This is a genomic window from Streptomyces acidicola, from assembly GCF_009377235.1.
In the GTDB taxonomy this organism is placed as follows: Bacteria; Actinomycetota; Actinomycetes; order Streptomycetales; family Streptomycetaceae; genus Streptomyces; species Streptomyces acidicola.
This window is the reverse complement of the sequence record NZ_VMNX01000055.1, coordinates 1-20,100: the sequence shown is the minus strand read 5'-3', so window position 1 is coordinate 20,100 and position 20,100 is coordinate 1. Positions and strand designations below refer to the sequence as shown.

Annotated in this window: 21 protein-coding genes; 2 read left to right on the top strand and 19 right to left on the bottom strand. The window is 68.2% G+C overall.

The window, feature by feature from the left end:
* Positions 1-88: 88 nt before the first annotated feature.
* The 10 genes from tatC to FPZ41_RS17020 form a co-directional block, all read right to left on the bottom strand.
* Positions 89-1,063: a twin-arginine translocase subunit TatC gene (gene tatC / locus FPZ41_RS17065; RefSeq protein WP_152863514.1), complete on the bottom strand. Its 975-nt coding sequence runs from the start codon at positions 1,061-1,063 to the stop codon at positions 89-91.
* Between the two features lie 47 nt (positions 1,064-1,110).
* Complete coding sequence (tatA, locus tag FPZ41_RS17060) at positions 1,111-1,395, bottom strand: Sec-independent protein translocase subunit TatA (RefSeq protein ID WP_131560809.1); 285 nt, start codon at positions 1,393-1,395, stop codon at positions 1,111-1,113.
* 260 nt (positions 1,396-1,655) lie between these two features.
* Positions 1,656-1,850 carry a hypothetical protein gene (locus FPZ41_RS17055; protein ID WP_152863512.1) on the bottom strand — a complete coding sequence of 65 codons (195 nt, stop codon included), beginning with the start codon at positions 1,848-1,850 and terminating at the stop codon, positions 1,656-1,658.
* Positions 1,851-1,985: 135 nt separating this feature from the next.
* Positions 1,986-2,273: a hypothetical protein gene (locus FPZ41_RS17050; protein ID WP_131560859.1), complete on the bottom strand. Its 288-nt coding sequence runs from the start codon at positions 2,271-2,273 to the stop codon at positions 1,986-1,988.
* Between the two features lie 120 nt (positions 2,274-2,393).
* The gene (locus FPZ41_RS17045; protein WP_322620341.1) at positions 2,394-3,452 is read right to left on the bottom strand and encodes a helix-turn-helix transcriptional regulator; all 1,059 of its coding nucleotides are present in this window, start codon (positions 3,450-3,452) and stop codon (positions 2,394-2,396) included.
* 14 nt (positions 3,453-3,466) lie between these two features.
* The gene (locus FPZ41_RS17040) at positions 3,467-4,444 is read right to left on the bottom strand and encodes a helix-turn-helix transcriptional regulator (protein ID WP_152863510.1); all 978 of its coding nucleotides are present in this window, start codon (positions 4,442-4,444) and stop codon (positions 3,467-3,469) included.
* A gap of 258 nt (positions 4,445-4,702) precedes the next feature.
* Positions 4,703-5,077, bottom strand: a complete 375-nt coding sequence (locus FPZ41_RS17035; RefSeq protein WP_131560803.1) for an FKBP-type peptidyl-prolyl cis-trans isomerase — start codon at positions 5,075-5,077, stop codon at positions 4,703-4,705.
* Between the two features lie 56 nt (positions 5,078-5,133).
* Positions 5,134-6,111, bottom strand: coding sequence for an FKBP-type peptidyl-prolyl cis-trans isomerase (locus FPZ41_RS17030; RefSeq protein ID WP_152863508.1), 978 nt, complete (start codon positions 6,109-6,111; stop codon positions 5,134-5,136).
* Between the two features lie 320 nt (positions 6,112-6,431).
* Complete coding sequence (pafA, locus tag FPZ41_RS17025; RefSeq protein WP_131560799.1) at positions 6,432-7,793, bottom strand: Pup--protein ligase; 1,362 nt, start codon at positions 7,791-7,793, stop codon at positions 6,432-6,434.
* 9 nt (positions 7,794-7,802) lie between these two features.
* A complete protein-coding gene (locus tag FPZ41_RS17020) occupies positions 7,803-9,062 on the bottom strand; it encodes an MFS transporter (RefSeq protein ID WP_152863506.1) in 1,260 nt (419 codons plus the stop codon).
* Positions 9,063-9,209: 147 nt separating this feature from the next.
* On the opposite strand from FPZ41_RS17020, the gene FPZ41_RS17015 reads away from it, so the two are divergent.
* Positions 9,210-10,223, top strand: a complete 1,014-nt coding sequence (locus tag FPZ41_RS17015) for a LacI family DNA-binding transcriptional regulator (RefSeq protein ID WP_322620340.1) — start codon at positions 9,210-9,212, stop codon at positions 10,221-10,223.
* A 103-nt stretch (positions 10,224-10,326) separates the two neighbouring features.
* Here the strand turns inward: FPZ41_RS17015 and prcA are convergent, their stop codons facing one another.
* The 6 genes from prcA to arc form a co-directional block, all read right to left on the bottom strand.
* Positions 10,327-11,070 carry a proteasome subunit alpha gene (gene prcA, locus FPZ41_RS17010; RefSeq protein WP_322620339.1) on the bottom strand — a complete coding sequence of 248 codons (744 nt, stop codon included), beginning with the start codon at positions 11,068-11,070 and terminating at the stop codon, positions 10,327-10,329.
* 60 nt (positions 11,071-11,130) lie between these two features.
* A complete protein-coding gene (prcB, locus tag FPZ41_RS17005; protein WP_322620338.1) occupies positions 11,131-11,976 on the bottom strand; it encodes a proteasome subunit beta in 846 nt (281 codons plus the stop codon).
* Complete coding sequence (locus FPZ41_RS50250; protein WP_407698787.1) at positions 11,928-12,221, bottom strand: endonuclease VII domain-containing protein; 294 nt, start codon at positions 12,219-12,221, stop codon at positions 11,928-11,930. Before FPZ41_RS50250 ends, prcB begins: the two co-directional genes overlap by 49 nt.
* Positions 12,222-12,547: 326 nt before the next feature.
* The gene (locus FPZ41_RS16995; protein ID WP_020128324.1) at positions 12,548-12,766 is read right to left on the bottom strand and encodes a ubiquitin-like protein Pup; all 219 of its coding nucleotides are present in this window, start codon (positions 12,764-12,766) and stop codon (positions 12,548-12,550) included.
* A gap of 181 nt (positions 12,767-12,947) precedes the next feature.
* Entirely contained in the window at positions 12,948-14,459 is a 1,512-nt protein-coding gene (gene dop, locus FPZ41_RS16990) for a depupylase/deamidase Dop (RefSeq protein ID WP_407698786.1), read from the bottom strand.
* A gap of 234 nt (positions 14,460-14,693) precedes the next feature.
* Positions 14,694-16,460 (bottom strand): proteasome ATPase, encoded by a 1,767-nt coding sequence (gene arc / locus FPZ41_RS16985; RefSeq protein WP_131560789.1) that lies wholly within the window; start codon positions 16,458-16,460, stop codon positions 14,694-14,696.
* 254 nt (positions 16,461-16,714) lie between these two features.
* On the opposite strand from arc, the gene FPZ41_RS16975 reads away from it, so the two are divergent.
* Complete coding sequence (locus FPZ41_RS16975) at positions 16,715-17,020, top strand: ferredoxin (RefSeq protein ID WP_152863501.1); 306 nt, start codon at positions 16,715-16,717, stop codon at positions 17,018-17,020.
* An 80-nt stretch (positions 17,021-17,100) separates the two neighbouring features.
* Here the strand turns inward: FPZ41_RS16975 and FPZ41_RS16970 are convergent, their stop codons facing one another.
* The 3 genes from FPZ41_RS16970 to FPZ41_RS16960 all read right to left on the bottom strand — a co-directional run.
* The gene (locus tag FPZ41_RS16970; RefSeq protein ID WP_322620336.1) at positions 17,101-17,673 is read right to left on the bottom strand and encodes a hypothetical protein; all 573 of its coding nucleotides are present in this window, start codon (positions 17,671-17,673) and stop codon (positions 17,101-17,103) included.
* A gap of 263 nt (positions 17,674-17,936) precedes the next feature.
* Positions 17,937-18,839: a tRNA (adenine-N1)-methyltransferase gene (locus FPZ41_RS16965; protein WP_152863497.1), complete on the bottom strand. Its 903-nt coding sequence runs from the start codon at positions 18,837-18,839 to the stop codon at positions 17,937-17,939.
* 57 nt (positions 18,840-18,896) lie between these two features.
* The coding region (locus FPZ41_RS16960) for a site-2 protease family protein (protein WP_152863495.1) at positions 18,897-20,100 on the bottom strand (1,204 nt) is incomplete at its 5' end.

Here is a 20,100-nt window from a genome sequence, read left to right as displayed (position 1 = left end):
GCCTACGGTCCAACGCGGAAGCGGCCGGCGGCGCCGCCTGGGCGCCCCGGCCGCTGCCCGCGGTGGGGTTGACGGTGTCCCTGGTGCGTCAGGTCACGTCGTCGTATCCGTTGACCCGGTCCGTGCCCGTGCCTGTGCCTGTGCCTGTGCCCTCGGGCAGGGCCCGGTTCGCCGACACGGACTCGATCTCCCCGATGTCCCCGGGCGTGAGGTCCAGGTCGGAGGCCTCGTCGTCACCTGGGCCTGAGGCCTCGCGGCGCGACTTGCGGCGGTCGTTGAGGAGCGAGAAGGCGACGGCACCGAAGTACAGGATCCAGATCGGTCCGGCGAGCGCCAGCATGGAGATCGGGTCGGTGCTGGGCGTCGCGACGGCCGCGAACACCGTGATGCCCATGATCATGCCGCGCCACCAGCCGAGCATGCGCTGGCCGGTGAGCACGCCGGTGAGATTGAGCATGATCAACAGCAGGGGCAGCTCGAAGGAGAGCCCGAAGACGACCACCATGCGCGTGACCAGCTGGAGCAGATCGTCCAGCGGCAGCAGGTTGTCCACCCCGCTCGGGGTGAACTCGATGAGCACCGTGGCCGTGGTGGGCAGCACCCGGTAAGCGAAGTAGCCGCCTCCCAGGAACAGCGGGGCACCCGTGAAGACGAACCCGTAGGCGTACTTCTTCTCGCTCCTGTGCAGGCCCGGGGCGACGAACGCCCACAGCTGGTACAGCCAGACCGGCGAGGCGAACACGACACCGGCCATCAGCGACACCTGCAGGGCGAGCGTGAAGGGCGCCAGCAGACCGTTGATCGTGATCCGTGCGCAACTCTGGGTGTCGTTGGAGTTGGCGGCGCTCGCCAGCTCCTCGAACGTCTTCCCACAGCCCACCGAGTCGAGGATCGGCTTGGTGAGGAAGTTGATGATGTCGTTGTAGAAGAAGGCGGCGACGACCGTGATGGCCACGATCGCCAGCATCGCCTTCGCGAGCCGGTTGCGGAGCTCACGAAGGTGCTCCGCGAGGGGCATCCGCCCCTCGGGATCCTTCTCCGTATTGCGGGCAGACTTCAGCAACCCACGTTCCCATCTCGTGCGGCGGGCCGGATGTCACCGGCCCTGCGTCAGCGCTTGGTCGTGTCCGTCGGCTCGGTGACCGGGCGGGAGCCGGTCACGTCACCGGGCGCGGCCTTGATGGTGCGCTGAGCCGAAGTCTCCTCGTGCGGCGGGGCGGACGCGGCGGTGCTGTTGTCCTGGCCCTCCGACTTCATCGCCTTGGCCTCGCTCTTGAGGATGCGCGCGGACTTGCCGAGCGAGCGGGCCATGTCCGGAAGCTTCTTCGCGCCGAACAGCAGGATGATGACGACGAGGATGAGAATGATCTCGGGAGCGCCGAGCCTTCCGAACATATGTCTTTACCTTCTCACCGAGGCGGCGGGTGTGGGGTACTGTCCGGCCAGTCGGACAAATGTCCGACTGGTCGTGCTGGCAGCGATCGTAACGCTCAAGGGTGAACGTCAGGCAATCCCTGTGCGTACTCCCAATCCGCGACCCGCGCCTCGTTTTCCGGGCCGCGCCCATGAGCGTACCCGCCCAAGCCGAGAAGGTGACAGGGCGAAGTCCCCCAAAGCACCCAACCCCCTTGACTCACAGGGCGTATCATCCCGACTCACACTCCGCCCGCAGAACGGGCCGCGCTCGCGGACGCCCGTTCCAGCTCCTCGGCGGCACGGTTGATACGGCTCGCGGAATCGCTCACCTGTCTACCGAGGCGCTGTGCCTCCAGGAAGACCCTGACTGCGAGCACACCGAGAACGGCGAGACCCAGAAACCCCACAGCGATCGCGAGCATCGGCCAGAACATGACGCCGAGCCTAAGCGACACCGGGAAGGTTCAACCACGCGCCCACGCCGCCCCGGCACCGCCAGGGCCTGTCCGGCAATTCCCGCCGGGCCCGCGACGCCTGGCGGGAATTGCCGGACGGGCCCGGCGAACTCGTCAGACCGTCGAGTGCAGCCGCAGGGTACGCACCCCGCCGCCGGTGAGCAGTTCGACGATGCGCTCACCGGCGGGCTTGCGCACGGCCAGACCGCACTCGGGGCAGGTGAAGGAGTAGAACGTCGTCTTGCTGGTCGCGCCGATGGCCAGCCGCAGGGCACCGGCGCTCAGCTCGAAGCTGGACCTGCACTCGGGGCAGCCGGCTCTGAACACCACGTCGGCCACGCTCTTCATACCGTCGAACGCGACCGCCACGGACATCTCCCGCACATCCTGCACACCGGACATCGCCGACCCGCTCACAGCCCTTGCTCCCCTTTTTGATGGTTCGTTCGCCCCCGGGACACACTGCACCGATATGCCCCTACCGGGGCGTCGCCGGGGCCGAGACCGGCGCACCCCTCCGGCTCACACGCGCCTGCCGTCAACTCCGTGGGGCGCACCCGAGGGTCCTGCCGACTCGCCGCGCCGAAGGTGGGGCTCGTCGTACGCGGTCTGCGGCCCGTCGTACGCCGCCAGTGCCTCCCGCGCCGCCTGCCGGGCGCTGTCCGCGAGGTCCTGGGGCGAGACGATCCGGCCATCGCGCCCGAGCCTCAGGGCGAGCCGGCGCAGCGACGTGGGATCGGGGGTCCGCAGCGTGATACACAGACCGCCGTCCGGCAGCTCGTCGGCGCTGTCGTGCGGGTAGTACTCGGCGACCCAGCGGCCACCGGGCCCGACCTCGACGACCACCTCGGGATCCTCCGCCGCGGGCTGGACGAGCGCCTCGGAGAGGTCGCGCAGCTCGATCTCGGGCGGCGCGGACGGCTCGTCGAGGATCTTGATCTCGGCGACCCGGTCGAGCCGGAAGGTGCGGCGCGCCTCGGAGCGGCGGCACCAGGCCTCGACATAGGTGTGACCGACGCTGACCAGGCGGATCGGGTCGATCTCGCGCTCGGTCACCTCGTCACGGGCCGGTGAGTAGTAGCGGATCCACAGACGGCGGCGCTCGGAGATCGCACGGTCGACGTCGGCGAAGACGCCGCCCTCCGACTCGAAGGTCACCGAGAGCCGGGAGCTGGCTCCGGCCGCCTCCCCCGCCGCCGCCTCCACCTTGGCGGTGGCTCGCAGCAGCGCCTGCCGGTCGCCCTCGCGCAGACCGGGCAGCGTGGACACGGCCCGGGCGGCCACGAGCAGCGCGGTGGCCTCGTCGGCCGCGAGCCGGAGCGGCTCGGCGACGTCATCGGGGTTGTGCCACCAGATCCGGTCACCGTCGGTGTCGATGTCGAGCAGGTCGCCGCCACGGAAGCTCGTACCGCACAGGGGCAGCACGTCCAGGTCGGAGATCAGCTCGTCCTCGGTGATCCCGAATGCGCGGGCGACGTCCTCGACGCGGGCGCCGGGGCGCTCCCTCAGATAGGTGACCAGGGAGAGCATCCGCCGGGTCTGGTCGATGGCGTTCGCCGGCCTGGCCGGTTTTCCCACCACTTTCTTACGCCCCCTCAGCCCTTGGCGACCGCGCGCAGCCGGTCCACCACGTCGGCCCGCAGCTCGGCCGGATCCAGCACCACCACATCGGGCCCGAACTCCACCAGCCAGGCATCCAGACCGTGCCCGTACGGAATCTCCAACTCGTCCCAGCCGTCTCCGAGTTCCCGTACCGCGGTCGCTTTCGCCCGCAAGGGGTAACCGGACCCCGTGCGCAGCCGGATCAGCGCGGAGCGGTCCGCGGTCTCGCCGGCCCAGCTCGCGACGGTCTCGCGCACGGTGACGACGTCCGGGACCTCGGCGGTGAAGGTGCCGCTCCGGGTGCGCACCCTCCCGGTGATGCGGGAGAGCCGGAAGACCCGCTCGGCACCGCGGCCACGGTCCCAGCCGGCCAGATACCAGTGACCGCGCCAGCACTCCAGCGCCCACGGCTCGACAGTGCGGGGCTCGGGGTGGGCGGCATTGGCCTTGCGGTACTCGAAGGCAACCGCCCGGCGGTCGCGGCACGCGAGCATCAGCGGCTCGAAGGCGGCCTCGTGCACGGGGATACGGGGCTCCAGGGCGCCATGGGCCTCGTACGGGTCGACGTCCTCGGGGAGGCCGGCAGCGCGCAGTTTCTGCAGGGCGCCGCTGGCCGCGCCCGCGAGACGGGCCTGCTGCCACACCTTGGCGGCGAGGCCGAGGGCGGCCGCTTCCTCGGCGTCGAGGGTGATGGGCGGGAGACGGTTGCTGTCACGGCGGGCCAGATAGCCGACGTCGCCGTCGAGGTTCTCCACCGTCTCGATGACCAGCCCGAGTTCGCGCAGATCGTCCTTGTCGCGCTCGAACATGCGGTTGAAGGAGTCGTCGGACCCGGCCGCGCTCCTGTCCGGCCCGAAGGCCTCGACGTAGGCCTCGATCGACTGGCGCAGTTCGCGCTTGCTGAGCGGCCGCCGCGTCCCGAGCAGACACAACGCCAGATTCATCAGCCGCTCGGCCTTGGCAATGGCCATCGACGCCCTACGTCCTCTCGGTAGGCCCTTCTGCCTGATGACCGTACCGCTCCGGAGTACCCCGGCAAAAGCCGAGGGCCCATGCCCGCGCAGGCATGGGCCCCAGATGATCGGAATCGTTCGGGCGCCGATCACACGGCGTACGACGACGGGCCCGTACGGCCCACGCATCGCGCCGGACGATCACGCTCCGGCGCGCCGGTGCTCACCGGCCGCACCCCGTGGACATCCGTCGTCGGCTCGGCTCCGGAGACCGGCTCAGACCGCGACCAGGTCGCAGACGAAGATCAGCGTCTCACCGGGGGCGATGCGGCCGCCACCGGCACCGCGGTCGCCGTAGGCGAGGTGGGCGGGGATCGTCAGCTGACGGCGCCCACCGACCTTCATGCCCTGCACGCCCTGGTCCCAGCCCGGGATGACCTGGCCGACACCGAGCTGGAACTGCAGCGGTGTGCCGCGGTTCCAGGACGCGTCGAACTCCTCGCCCGTGGAGAAGGCCACGCCCACGTAGTGGACGGAGACGGTGTCGCCCGCCTTGGCGACCGGCCCGTCACCCTCCCAGATGTCCTTGATCTCAAGGTCCTTCGGGGGCTCGCCGCCCGGGAAGTCGATCTCGGGCTTGTCGATGTTCACTTCATCACTCCTTGTTGCGTGACCTGCGTCGGGAACAGTCTCACAGACCACTGAGGTCACGCGGTGCCGAGGATGTCCACCACGAAGACCAGCGTGTTCTTGGCCAGCTCACTGCTGGGGTTCGCGCCGTAGCCGAGGGAGGGCGGAATCACCAGCAGCACACGGTCGCCCACGTTCTTGCCGACGAGGCCCTTGTCCCAGCCCGCCACCACGGAGCCGGTACCGATCTGGAAGGCGGTGGCGCCACCGTGGTCCCAGGAGGAGTCGAACTTCTTGCCGTCCTCCCACTTGACCCCGGTGTACTGGGCGATGAGCGCCTGGCCCGCCTCGACCTTCTTGCCGTCGCCCTTGATCAGCACCTGCTCCTTGAGCTCCTTGGGAGCCTTGGCGCCCTTGGGGATGGTGATGGTCGCCGCCTTCTGCGACGGGGCCGACACCTCGGGCATCCCCGCCTCGGGAGCCGCCTGCTCACCCTTGACCTCGGCCTTGGCATCCACGGAAGCGGCACCGACCGGGTCGACCACCCAGATCAGCACGTCGTTCGCGGAGATACCGGAAGAAGGGTTCAGGCTCTTGCCGAGCAGATCGCCCGCGGTGCCCTGAACGAGGATCCGGCTGCCCGGCTTCTTCCCCTTCAGAGCGTCGAGGACCTTGCCGGGCATTTGCTGGCTCGCCTTGCCGATCTGTTCGACGGACTGCCGCCGGGGCGTCTTCTCACCGGTCGCCGCAGCCCAGGTGCCGCCGAGTTCCTGGGCGCCCTCCCACTTCTCGACGGTCCAGTCCAGCCGGACGAAGTCGGAGGCCTTGATCGCGGTTCCGCTGCCCTCCGAGACCGTCTCGACCACGGTCTTCTTGGACGGCTCGGCGTCCTTGGGTACGGAGATCTCGGGCTTCGCCCCGACCTTCCCCTTGACCTGGGCGACGCCTCCCGCCGACTCACCGCTGCCCCCGCCGTCCGATCCGCACGCGGCGGTGAACAACAGGGCGGGAACGGCCAGCAGCGCGGCCACGCGTCGTTTCATGTTGTAGTTCATCAGTCCAACTGGGCTCGGAGGTGGGGGGCAATGGCCGCCACTCTACGACGTACGCGCTCCCGGGACGGATCAACGCAAGACACGCCGTCGCCCGGCTGGATTCCGGCCCCGGCGACGTTCACCGCGTATGCGACCCACCGCCCGCCGTCCGCCATGCGACTGTTTTACGAACATTTACCGGCATGCACGAACCAAAACCATGCACGGACCCGAAACGCGGCAGGAGGGAATGACTCAGAAACGCCCGGTGCCGGGAGGTACGAGTACCTCCCGGCACCGGGCGTCCCGCGTCGGCCGGCCCCAGGCCGGCCGACATCGGCTCACATTCCGGCGATCAACTTCTCCACCCGGTCATCCACGGAACGGAACGGGTCCTTGCACAACACGGTCCGCTGGGCCTGGTCATTGAGCTTGAGATGCACCCAGTCGACAGTGAAGTCACGACGCTGCTCCTGCGCACGCCGGATGAAGTCACCGCGCAGCCGGGCCCGAGTGGTCTGCGGTGGAACGGACTTGCCCTCGAAGATCTTCAGGTCATTGCAGATCCGGGTGGCCTGCCCCTTCTTCTCCAGGAGGTAGTACAGCCCTCGACGACGGTGGATGTCGTGGTAGGCGAGGTCTATCTGGGCGACCCGCGGGTGCGACATGGTCATGTTGTGCTTGGCGCGGTACCGCTCGATGAGCTTGTACTTCATCACCCAGTCGATCTCGGTACCGATCCGGTCGAGGTCCTCCGACTCGATGGCGTCCAGCGTGCGGCCCCACAGCTCCAGGACCTGCTCGACCGTGCCGGTACGGATGCCCCGGCGCTCGCAGAAGTCCAGGGCCTTCTCGTAGTACTCGCGCTGCACCTCCAGGGCGGAGGCCTCACGGCCACTGGCCAGGCGCACCTTGCGGCGGCCGGTGATGTCATGACTGACCTCACGGATCGCCCGGATGGGGTTCTCCAGAGTGAGGTCACGCATGACCGTGCCCGCCTCGATCATGCGGAGCACCAGGTCGGTGGCGCCGACCTTCAGCAGCATGGTCGTCTCGGACATGTTCGAGTCGCCCACGATCACATGCAGGCGGCGGTAACGCTCGGCGTCCGCATGCGGCTCGTCGCGCGTGTTGATGATCGGCCGGGAACGGGTCGTCGCCGAGGAGACACCCTCCCAGATGTGCTCGGCACGCTGACTGACGCAGTACACGGCGCCGCGCGGAGTCTGCAGCACCTTGCCGGCGCCGCACAGCAACTGCCGTGTGACGAGGAACGGAATGAGGATGTCCGCGAGCCGGGAGAACTCCCCGTGCCGGGCCACCAGATAGTTCTCGTGGCAGCCGTAGGAGTTGCCCGCCGAGTCGGTGTTGTTCTTGAAGAGGTAGACGTCGCCCGCGATTCCCTCCTCGTGCAGGCGGCGTTCGGCGTCGACCAGGAGTCCCTCGAGAATGCGCTCGCCGGCCTTGTCGTGGGTGACCAGTTCGATCACGTTGTCACATTCGGGTGTCGCGTATTCCGGATGTGAGCCCACGTCGAGATAGAGGCGGGCCCCGTTCCGCAGAAAGACATTGCTGCTGCGGCCCCATGACACGACACGGCGGAAGAGGTACCGCGCCACCTCGTCAGGAGACAGGCGGCGCTGTCCCCTGAACGTGCACGTGACGCCGTACTCGTTCTCCAGCCCGAAAATGCGGCGGTCCATGACTGAACATTACGCCCGATCCCCTGAGCTGAAACGGGGTTCGACAGCACGGTTCGGATCATTTTCCGCCGCGACCGCAACCACCGCACCCTCACGAGGAACTGCGAGGACCCGCCCGGTGACCAGCAGGACCAGCAGAGAGACACCCCCCGCGGCGCCCGGCACCACGAAACCCCACAGGGCCCCGCCCGCCTCCACGACAGGCCCCGCGAGCCCCGTACCGACCGAACTGCCCACCGTGAACGTCGTCACAAGCCAGGAGAAAGCCTCGGTGACGGTGCCCCTCGGCGCGTGCCGGTCGACAAGGACGAAGGCGCAGGCGATGCAGGGGGCGAGAAAGACACCTGCGAGCGCCGAGAGCGCCGTCATGGCGACCGGGCCGGGCATCAGCATCAGCGGCAGGTAACAGACCGCCAGAAGAGCCACCAGCACACGCAGTCGGCGCTCCGGCGCTCCGCTCCACTGCCGCGCCCCGTACACCGTTCCGCCGACGAGCGCGCCCAGCCCCAGGCCCGCCATCAGCCAGCCGTACACCGCGTCGCCGCCGCGGCTGTCCGCATACGAGGCTGCAGCAACCGTGATGGAACCCAGCGCGATACCGACGAACAGGAACGCCGACAGCATCACCAGCAACCCCGGCGAACGCAGCGCGCCGAGCCAGTGGGCCTCGCGCGGCGCCGACCGCCACGCGCGCGAGGGCGCCGACACGACCACCGAGAGGGCACCCAGAACACCTATGACGTTCAGCAGGACGAGTGCCGCCCGGGCGGACCACAGCGACACGCTCAGCGTCACGAGCAGGGGTCCGAGGGTGAACATGACCTCCTGGGCCACGGCGTCCATCGCGTACGCCCTGTGCACCTGTTCCTCCTTACGGAGGACAGAGGGCCACAGCGCCCGCAGACCGCCCTCCAGAGGAGGCGTGAAAAGCCCGGCGACCGCCACGAACACGTACGCCGCCGCCAGCTGCTCGACGCCAGTGAAAGCGAAGCCGACCATCCCGAGGGCCGAGACAAGCGCGGCCGCCATCTGGACACGCGGCTGCCCGTGAAGGTCCACGAGACGGCCCAGCACCGGTTGGCCCACGGCGTTGGCGACGCCGTACACCGCTACCAGGGCCCCCGCGAGGCTGTACGAACCGCCCTCCGCCCGCACGAAGAGCATGACGGCCATCGCGCCCGTGATGTTCGGCAGCCGGCCCACGAGCGTGCCGGCCAGCAGACGCGCGGCGTGCCGCGTCCTGAGGATCTCCAGATATCCGACAGCCATGTCCCCGCCCTATCTCCTCGTCCAACACCTCGACACCTGGAACAACACCGGGAACAAGGCCCGGAAGCGCTACGTGTTACGTATAACGTCCTTCGCCATACGTACCATGTGCGCTGTCCACGAGTCCAGACGAAGGAGCAGCTCACGGTGGCACGAGGCAGCACCCGCCCGACGAGCCGTGACGTCGCCCAGGCCGCAGGAGTGTCCCAGGCCGCCGTCTCCCTGGTCCTCGGCGACAAATGGCGCGGACGGGTGTCACAAACCACAGCCGAACGCGTCCGCCAGGCCGCACGCGAACTGGGCTACCGGCCGAACCTCGCCGCCCGCAACCTCCGACTCGGCCGCACCCGGACCGTGCTGCTCGTGGTCCCCGCCCTCACCACGGAGTTCTTCGGCGGCGTCTACACAGGCGCCGCCCGAGTCGCCGCCCAGCACGGCTTCGGCGTGGTGCTGTACCCGTCCCCCGCAGGCATCGGACCCGCCCGGGACCCCTTCGCCTCCGCACAGGCAGCCCTCGACGGCGTGATCGCCTCCTCCATGGCCGCCGACGCCCTCACCGACATCCGCGGCGACCAACTCCCCCTCGTCATGCTCGACAGCGACCCACAGGGCAGCCTCGGCGCGGCAACGGTCAACCTCGACATCGCCGACGCCGTACGACAGATCACAGACCACCTGCTGAACCTCGGCCACCGCCACTTCCTCCACCTGGCAGCCGACATCGCATCCTGGACCTTCGAAGTACGGGCCCACGAACTCGCGACACGACTGTCCGACGTCCCGGGCACACTCCTCCGCACTGCCCGCGCACCGATCTCCATCGAGGACTCCGTGACAGCCGCCGAAGCAGCCCTCTCAGCTCCGGGCCCACGTCCCACAGCTCTCGTCTGCGACGACGACAAACTGGCCGCCGGCGCCTACAAGGCCGCCCGCCGCCTCGGGCTGCGCATCCCCGAGGACGTGTCCGTCACGGGCCTCGACGACCTGGCCCTGGCCCAGGCCCTCGACCCCGAGCTCACCACCGTCCGCCTGGACGCCGAGCTCTTCGGAGAACGGGGCATGCAGGCCCTGCTCGCCGTCCTGGAGGGCCGTACACCGGACGGTGGGGACATCCCCGTGGAACTGATGATCCGGGGCTCCACAGCGCCCCCAAGGGCGTGAATGACGCTCACCCTCGCGCGCAGCGCACTCACCCCCTCCAACGCCGCGCGCCCCGGCCTCATCGGCCGGGGCGCACTATCGAGCGGCGGGTACTGGGCGGCCACTACTCCTCGTCGGAGTCCTCGGCCTCCGCAGCCGTCTCCGCGCCGTTGGCCTCCAGCAGGCGGGACAGCTGACGGCCCCCGATGCGCTTGAACTTCCGCTTCTGCGGGCGCGTGCGGTCGAGGACGGCGACCTCCAGACGCTCGGCGGGAATCTCCCGCTCACTGCCGTTCGTGTCACGCGACAGGGCCTGAACAGCCAGCTTCAGCGCCTCGGCGAGCGACATACCGTCCTGGTGCCGCTGGTCGAGATAGCTGCTGATCTGCTCGGCATTACCCCCGACCGCGACCGCGCCGTGCTCGTCCACGATCGAGCCGTCGTGCGGCAGGCGGTAGATCTGGTCGCCCTCCGGGGTCTCCCCCACCTCGGCGACCACCAGCTCCACCTCGTACGGCTTCTCGGCCTGGGACGAGAAGATCGTCCCCAGCGTCTGCGCGTAGACGTTGGCCAGACCCCGGGCGGTCACATCGTCGCGGTCATAGGTGTAACCCCGCAGGTCGGCGTAGCGGACGCCACCGATCCGGAGGTTCTCGTACTCGTTGTACTTGCCGGCCGCCGCGAAGCCGATCCGGTCATAGATCTCACTGAACTTGTGCAACGCACGGGACGGGTTCTCACCGACGAAAACGATGCCGTCGGCGTACTGCAGCACAACCAGGCTGCGACCACGCGCGATGCCCTTACGGGCGTACTCCGCCCGGTCGGCCATCGCCTGCTGGGGTGAGACATAGAACGGCGTCGACACCGGTTATCCGTCCCTTTCTGTGGAAGTCACTGGATCACCTTGACAAGAAACGGCAGCCCTCTACAGCAGCGCGGCCCGCGGACCGTCGGGCTGCTCCAGGCGCCGCGCCAGGATCGAGCGGGCGATCTCGGAGGACTCCTCCTCGGTGAGCCGACGGAAGCCGTCCTCGGTGATCACGGTGACGATCGGATAGATCCGGCGGGCGACATCGGGACCGCCCGTCGCCGAGTCGTCGTCGGCCGCGTCGTACAGGGCCTGGACCACCAGGGTCGTGGCCTCTTCCTCACTCAGGTCGTCACGGAAAAGCTTCTTCATGGCGCCGCGCGCGAAGATCGAACCGGAGCCCGTGGCCGCGAAGCCCGTCTCCTCGGAACGGCCGCCCGTCACGTCGTACGAGAAGATCCGGCCCTTCTCACGGTCGACGTCGAACCCGGCGAACAACGGGACCACGGCGAGACCCTGCATGGCCATGCCCAGGTTGGAACGGATCATGGTCGACAGACGGTTGGCCTTGCCCTCCAGAGACAGCTGGGCACCCTCGACCTTCTCGAAGTGCTCCAGCTCCAGCTGGAAGAGCTTGACCATCTCGACGGCCAGGCCGGCCGTACCGGCGATACCGACGGCCGAGTACTCGTCCGCCGGGAACACCTTCTCGATGTCACGCTGAGCAATGACGTTACCCATGGTGGCCCGACGGTCACCGGCCAGCACCACACCACCCGGGAAGGTGACGGCAACGATCGTCGTGCCGTGCGGGGCCTCGATCACGCCCTGGGTGGGCGGCAGCTGCCGGTTGCCCGGGAGAATCTCCGGCTGGTGCTCGGCCAGGAAGTCCATGAACGAGGACGAACCAGGCGTCAGGAAGGCAGCTGGTAGACGCCCGGTGCTACGAGGATTGGCTTCCACGCGTTTCCTTCCAGGTAGTCGGCAGCTCGGTACGCAGCTTCGGGGTCATCCCTCAACAGGCCGAGGCCGGAATTGCAGTTGAAGCACAGTACGCCACGGACCCTACCCGTCTCATGGCAGTGATCCACATGAACAGCAGGAGCCTCCAGACAGATCACACAAAGACCCATCTGCGAGGCAATCATCTCGTCACGTTCGGCCACCGTCAGACCGTACTTGCGTCGAAGATGTTGTGCGGGCGCCACTGCCGCCTTGCAGGCCTTGCAGCGGCTGGCCAAACCATCGGGAGCGCTGCTCTTTCGATGCCACTCGCTGTGCGGCTTTACCTCCCCGCACCCCCGACAGCGCTTATGCCCCTCAAGCACGTTGTCGTCGGGACCGAGTACTGGAGGCTCCTGTGCTCGACAGTGATAGTTGGTCGCACAGTCCCGGCAATGTCGCTGCAAGCCATCGAGGTTCGACCGCTTACGAGCGAAGGCTGTGCGCGGCTTGTACTCGCCGCACCGCACACAGCGCTTCACACCTACTCCGCTTGTCAACTCCAGCGCCCCCGACACCTTCGATTCGAAGGCTACTCGCCACCTTTCTGAACGAAACTTCGAACGAAGTCCTCTGCGTTCTCCTCGAGCACATCATCGATTTCGTCCAGAACCGAGTCCACGTCGTCGCTCAGCTTCTCCTGCCGCTCCTTGAGGTCCTCGCTCGCCTGTGCCTCAGGCGCCTGCTCCTCGACCTCCTCGGTAGAGCGTGTGGCCTTCTGCTGTCCGCCGCCGGTGTCCTTGGTCGCCATAACCCTCACCCCGCTCAGTTCGCCCGACATGGTCGGCATTGCTGCCGATCGGTCTTGATCAGACCCTACAAGCCGGGTCTGACATTGGCCCCGCAGTTGCTACAACGTCCGGGAACCACCTCGATGATTCCCGGACGGCGTCTTTTCCACCCTGCACGCCCGCCCCCGCCGAAGCACCCGCTCAGCCGCCGGACAGGACCTTGACCAGGTCTTCTGCGGTGCGGCAGCGGTCCAGGAGCTCCTTGACGTGATTACGCGTTCCGCGAAGCGGTTCCAGGGTTGGAACGCGCTGGAGGGAGTCCCGGCCGGGCAGGTCGAAGATCACCGAGTCCCAGGAGGCCGCCGCGACGTCGTCGGCGTACTGCTCCAGGCAGCGGCCGCGGAAGTAGGCGCGTGTGTCCTCCGGGGGCTTCGTACGGGCTTGCTCCACGTCCGTCTCGTCGAGCAGCCGCTTGATCTTGCCGCGGGCCGCGAGGCGGTTGTAGAGGCCCTTCTCGGCGCGTACGTCGGCGTACTGGAGGTCGATGAGGTGCAGCCGGGCCGCGTCCCAGTCGAGGCTGTCGCGGCGCCGGTAGCCCTCCATGAGCTCGCGCTTGGCGACCCAGTCGAGTTCGCCGGAGAGGCTCATGGGGTCGTTCTCCAGCCGGTTGAGGGTGTCCTCCCAGCGGGTCAGGACGTCCTTGGTCTGGTCGTCGGCGTCGGCTCCGAAGCGCTCCTCGACGTATTTGCGCGAGAGCTCGTAGTACTCCATCTGGAGTTGTACGGCGGTCAGGGTGCGGCCGCTGCGGAGTGTGACGAGGCGCTCGAGCGAGGGGTCGTGCGAGACCTGGTGGAGGGTGCGTACGGGCTGGTCGACGGCGAGGTCGACGGCGATGAAGCCGTCCTCGATCATGGACAGCACGAGGGCCGTGGTGCCCAGCTTGAGGTAGGTGGAGATCTCCGACAGGTTCGCGTCGCCGATGATCACGTGGAGGCGGCGGTACTTCTCGGCGTCCGCGTGGGGTTCGTCCCGTGTGTTGATGATGGGGCGCTTCAGCGTCGTCTCCAGGCCTACCTCGACCTCGAAGTAGTCCGCTCGCTGGCTGAGCTGGAAGCCGTGTTCGTGCCCGTCCTGGCCGATGCCGACGCGGCCCGCTCCGGCGATGACCTGGCGGGAGACGAAGAACGGTGTGAGGTGGCGCACGATGTCCGAGAAGGGGGTCTCCCGCTTCATCAGGTAGTTCTCGTGCGTGCCGTAGGAGGCGCCCTTGTTGTCGGTGTTGTTCTTGTAGAGGTGGATCGGCTGGGCGCCGGGGAGCTGGGCCGCGCGTTCGGCGGCTTCCGCCATGATCCGTTCGCCGGCCTTGTCCCACAGGACGGCGTCGCGGGGGTTGGTGACCTCGGGCGCGCTGTACTCCGGGTGGGCGTGGTCGACGTACAGTCGTGCGCCGTTTGTGAGGATCACGTTGGCCAGGCCGATGTCCTCGTCGGTGAGCTGGCTGGCGTCGGCGGCCTCGCGGGCGAGGTCGAAGCCTCGCGCGTCCCGTAGCGGGTTCTCCTCCTCGAAGTCCCAGCGGGCCCGGCGGGCCCGGTGCATCGCCGCGGCGTAGGCATTGACGATCTGGGACGAGGTGAGCATGGCATTGGCATTGGGGTGGCCGGGGACGGAGATGCCGTACTCCGTCTCGATGCCCATTACTCGCCGTACGGTCATGCGGCCCTCCTTGCCGGGCGGCGCCCTCGGTCGGGGGCGGCGCTCAAGTACCGCTGGCGCTCCGGTGCGTGTGCGGTGCCCGTCCCCGCACTGCGCGACTCGGCGGTACGAAAGAGCCTAGAACGCCTCTGCGCTGGTGGGGAGATCATTTGCGTCATTGCCTTGCTCCAGCCGTGCCCTGAAAACAGTCGGCTGCGGGTACCCCCAGAAGGGCACCCGCAGCCGCCCTGGCTATTACAGGTACTGTCCGGTGTTCGCCACCGTGTCGATGGAGCGTCCGGTGTCCGCACCCTGCTTTCCGGTGATCAGCGTACGGATGTAGACGATCCGTTCGCCCTTCTTTCCGGAGATCCGAGCCCAGTCGTCCGGGTTGGTCGTGTTGGGCAGGTCTTCATTCTCCTTGAATTCGTCCACGCATGCCTGGAGGAGGTGGGAGACCCTGAGGCCTTTCTGGTTTTTCTCCAGGAAGTCCTTGATGGCCATCTTCTTGGCACGGCCGACGATGTTCTCGATCATGGCGCCGGAGTTGAAGTCCTTGAAGTAGAGGACTTCCTTGTCGCCGTTGGCGTAGGTGACCTCCAGGAAGCGGTTTTCCTCCGATTCGGCGTACATCTGTTCCACGGCGGTCTGGATCATGCTCTGGACCGTGGACGTCTTGTCGCCGCCGTGCTCGCCGAGGTCGTCGGTGTGCAGCGGGAGACGCTCGGTGAGGTACTTCTGGAAGATGTCCTTGGCCGCTTCGGCGTCCGGACGCTCGATCTTGATCTTCACGTCGAGGCGGCCGGGGCGCAGGATGGCGGGGTCGATCATGTCCTCGCGGTTGGAGGCGCCGATCACGACCACGTTCTGCAGGCCTTCCACGCCGTCGATCTCGGCGAGGAGCTGGGGGACGATCGTGTTCTCGACGTCCGAGCTGACTCCGGAGCCGCGGGTGCGGAAGAGGGATTCCATCTCGTCGAAGAAGACGATGACGGGGGTGCCCTCGCTGGCCTTCTCCCGTGCGCGCTGGAAGACGAGGCGGATCTGCCGCTCGGTCTCGCCGACGTACTTGTTCAGGAGCTCGGGGCCCTTGATGTTGAGGAAGAAGCTCTTGCCGGCGGCCACGCCGGTCACCTCGGCGACCTTCTTGGCGAGCGAGTTCGCCACGGCCTTGGCGATCAGCGTCTTGCCGCATCCGGGGGGTCCGTACAGCAGGACGCCCTTCGGCGGCCGCAGCTCGTGCTCCTTGAAGAGGTCGGGGTAGAGGTAGGGGAGCTCGACGGCGTCGCGGATCATTTCGATCTGGTTGCCCAGGCCGCCGATCTGCTCGTAGCCGATGTCGGGCACCTCTTCGAGGACGAGTTCCTCGACCTCGCTCTTGGGTACGACCTCGTAGACGTAACCGGACCTCGGTTCGAGCAGCAGGGCGTCGCCGGGGCGGATGGTGACGTCCAGCAGCGGCTCGGCGAGCCGTACCACCCGCTCCTCGTCGGTGTGCCCGAGCACCAGGGCGCGCTCGCCGTCCTCGAGGATCTCCTTGAGGGTGACGATGTCCCCGACCCGCTCGTACTCCATGGCCTCGACCACGTTGAGCGCTTCGTTGAGCATTACTTCCTGGCCGCGCCGGAGCTCGTCGAGCTCGACGCTTGGGCTGACGTTCACCCGGAGTTTGCGGCCGCCGGTGAAGATGTCGGCGGTGCCGTCCTCGTTCGCTGTGAGGAAGACTCCGAAGCCGGCCGGCGGCTGTGCGAGCCGGTCGACCTCTTCCTTGAGGGCCACGATCTGGTCGCGGGCCTCACGGAGCGTGTTCGCGAGTCGCTCGTTCTGGGCGGACACGCCGGCCAGGTTGGTCTGCAGCTCGACGATCCGCTCTTCGAGAATCCTCGTGTGTCGCGGAGAGTCGGCGAGCTTGCGTCGCAGGACGGCGATCTCCTGCTCAAGGTAGGCGATCTGCCCGGCCGGGTCGTCGGACCCTCGTCCCGGGCGGATGCCGCGGTTCATGTCGTCGTCGTGGGCTGCCACGGTCCTCACCTCCTCCAAGGGGAGCTGGACGCTTCCAGACCCTACCTGGGTGGGTGTCGATTGAAACCCCTAGATCACAAAGACTGTCAAGGTGTGTCCGATCTTCACCCTTGCGCTCTCCCTCACGCCAGGGGAATACCCACCGAACATGATTGGGAAGCGGGCGGAGGTAGGGTCGAAGAGTTCAACACCCGTCAGAGCTGGGCCGACTTGTCTTTGTCCTGGTTCGGTTGGCGCAGGAAAAGGCAGGAGAGATGACCGTGCAGCAGGAGGCCGGAGCAGGCGGCGAGGCGCTGGAGGTCTGGATCGACCAGGACCTGTGCACCGGCGACGGTATCTGCGCCCAGTATGCCCCGGAGGTCTTCGAGCTCGACATCGACGGCCTGGCCTATGTGAAGGGCTCGGACGACGAGTTGCTGCAGGCTCCGGGCGCGACAACAGCCGTACCGCTGACGCTTCTCACGGATGTCGTGGACTCCGCGAAGGAGTGTCCCGGCGAGTGCATCCATGTGCGTCGAGTTTCGGACAGGGTCGAGGTGTACGGTCCCGACGCGGAGTGACCTGACAGGCACCCTGTGTGACCTTTGTCTGTTTCCTCACAGCCCTGGGGCGGCCGCGGTCGCGGCTGCGGAGGCATGCGTCACATGCTGCGGGCCTCGGGGAGCCTGGAGCGGACGAACGCGCCGTTCTTCCACTGCCACTTGGCGCGGTCCGTCACGTCGGGGCAGCAACTCGGTACGTCGATCGAGGAGTAGCCGAGCAGTGTGGCTGTCACCGAGGCGTCACGCACGGCGAAGTCCTGGACGGTGAACCGGTCCTTCGGGTTGATCAGGGTGGCGACCACGCGGGGCCGGGTGGCGGTGCCCTGGGTGAGGACGTAGACGCCGTCGGGCGGGGTTCCGGAGCCCGCGTCGCAGCGGACCACGGCGACGGTCTCCGGTATGCCGTCGCCGTCGAGGTCTCCGGAGGCCTTCTTCCGCACCAAGGCGTTGGTGGGCCCGCACTCGATGGGGAAGTCGACGCCGGTGGGGTCCGGGGCCTTCGCGGTGGCCGGGGCGGACCGTGTCTCGGCGCCGGGCTGGACCGCGGTCGCCGGATCGGGTTGCAGCAGTGAGGACAGGGCGACGACGGCGGAGAGCGCGGTGGCCGTGGCGACCCAGTGGATCGGGCGGGTGTGCGTGTGCGCGAGTTCCGGGACGGCGGATTGCTGCACGAGAGATGTGTCTCCTGTGAGGGCTGTGCCGGTGGGGGTGGACCGCATGGTGCCACACGTCACAGTGCGGGGGAACGGCGGGGTGCGGTCTTCTGTTGCGTGTTCATGGAGTTGGGGTTCCGGGAGTGCCGCAGCGCCGTGGCCGTGTCGTCTTGTCGACAGGGATTTGGTCTCGTCAACAGAAGAGCGCCGTGGCCGAGTTCCCGGTCGGTTCCGGGAACTCGGCCACGGCGCTCGTGCGTTGGACGCGGCACCGGGCCGCCTCAGTGTCCGGCGCCTCCGTCGGCGTTCGGGCCGGCGTAGTCCTCGCCGTAGGCGCCCTTGGCGGGGCGGCGGCGGCGCATGGGCGGTTCGACGCCGTCCGCGAGGCGGCGGGCGGTGAGCAGGAAGCCGGTGTGGCCGATCATCCGGTGGTCGGGGCGGACGGCGAGGCCCTCGATGTGCCAGTTGCGGATCATCGTTTCCCAGGCGGTCGGCTCGTTGAAGCAGCCGATCTCGCGGATGGACTCGACGGTCCGGGCGAGTTGGGTGGTGGTTGCCACGTAGCAGCACAGGATGCCGCCGGGGACGAGTGCCTTGGAGACGGCGTCCAGGCATTCCCAGGGGGCGAGCATGTCGAGGATGACGCGGTCGACGTCGGTGTCGCTCAGGTTGTCCTGGAGGTCGCCGACGGTGAGCTGCCAGGCGGGGTGCGCGCCGCCGAAGTAGCGCTCCACGTTCGCCTGCGCGATCTCGGCGAAGTCCGCGCGGCGCTCGTACGAGTGCAGCATGCCCTGGTCGCCGATGGCCCGCAGCAGGAAGCTGCTGAGTGAGCCGGAGCCGACGCCTGCTTCCACGACGCGGGCGCCGGGGAAGATGTCGGCGAAGGCGAGGATCTGCCCCGCGTCCTTGGGGTAGACCACGGCGGCGCCGCGGGGCATGGACAGGACGTAGTCGGGGAGCAGGGGGCGCAGCGCCAGGTAGGCGACGTTCCCCGTGGTGCGGACAACACTGCCCTCGGGCGCGCCGATCAACTCGTCGTGTGGGAAGGAACCCTTGTGGGTGTGGAAGTTCTTCCCCGCTTCGAGCGTGAACGTGTAGTGGCGTCCCTTGGGGTCGGTCAGCTGTACCTGGTCCCCGACCTTGAAGGGCCCGCGACGGCGGGCGGCACCGGTCGGTTCGGACATGTGACCAGCCTACCGGTCCTGGAGGGGGGTGAAGACCACGGTGTGTGTGCTCGGTGTTCAGCTGGGGCGTGCCATCGCCTTGACGAAGGCGCGTTCCACATCGGCCGCCGAGAGGACGCCGTAGATCTCGCCGGAATCCTCCACCACGAGGTATTCGGTGGCGGGGGCGGCGCGCAGGGCGTCGAGGAGGTCCTCGCCGGCGAGTTCCGCGGAGACGCGCATGCCGTCGGTGAGTTCCTGGGCGAGGCCGCTGACGGCGACCCAGGGGCGGCGGTGCTCGGGTACGCCGACGATGGCGGCCTCGCGGACCAGTGACAGGGGCTCGCCCTCGGCGTCGACGACGACCAGGGCGCGGGCGCCGGCGTCGTTGGCGCGGCGCAGCGCTTCGGAGAGCGGGGTGTCGGTCTGTACGGGGACCGCGCGGCGGGTGAGGTTGCGGGCACGCAGCTCGGGCAGGTGTTCGCGCAGGCGGGCCATGCGGAGGCTGTTGCCGGCGCCGGTCCAGATGATGGCGGCGAGGATCGCGGCGAGCAGGGCGTCGGTGACGGTGTCCATGCCGCCGAGGTTCTCGGCGCCCGTGCCGAGCGCGCCGGACTGGGTGAGCAGGGGGAGCCCGATCAGTACGGAGACGGCGAGGGCGCGGCCGACCCAGGCGGCGGCGACGGTGCCGCTCATCGGTTTGCCGGTGATCTTCCAGACGACGGCGCGGAGCATGCGGCCGCCGTCGAGGGGCAGTCCGGGCAGCAGGTTGAACGCGGCCACGATCAGGTTGGAGATCATCAGCCCGGCCAGCAGCACGCCGGGGACGGTGCCGGGCTCGACCGTCTGGAGGGCGACGTAGAAGACGCCGGCGAGGACCAGCGAGAGCAGCGGTCCGACGAAGGCCAGCACGAATTCGCGGCCCGGGGTCTCGGACTCCTTCTCGATCTCGGAGACTCCGCCGAAGAACTGCAGCTGGATGCGGCGCACCGGCAGCTTGAAGCGCAGTGCCGCGATGGTGTGGGCGAGTTCGTGGACGAGTACGGAGGCGTAGAAGGCCACCGCGAAGAACAGCGACACGAGGTATCGGGCGTTGCCGAGTTCGGGCAGGACACGGTCCAGTTGGCCGCCGAACACCCAGGTGATCAGCGCGGCCACGAGGAACCAGCTGGGCGCGACGTACACGGGCACGCCGAAGGGGCGTCCCATGAGGATCCCGCCGCCGGGCTCCTTGGGCCGCTGAGGCGGTTTGCGGTCACCGGCGGCGGGATCCTCATGGGAC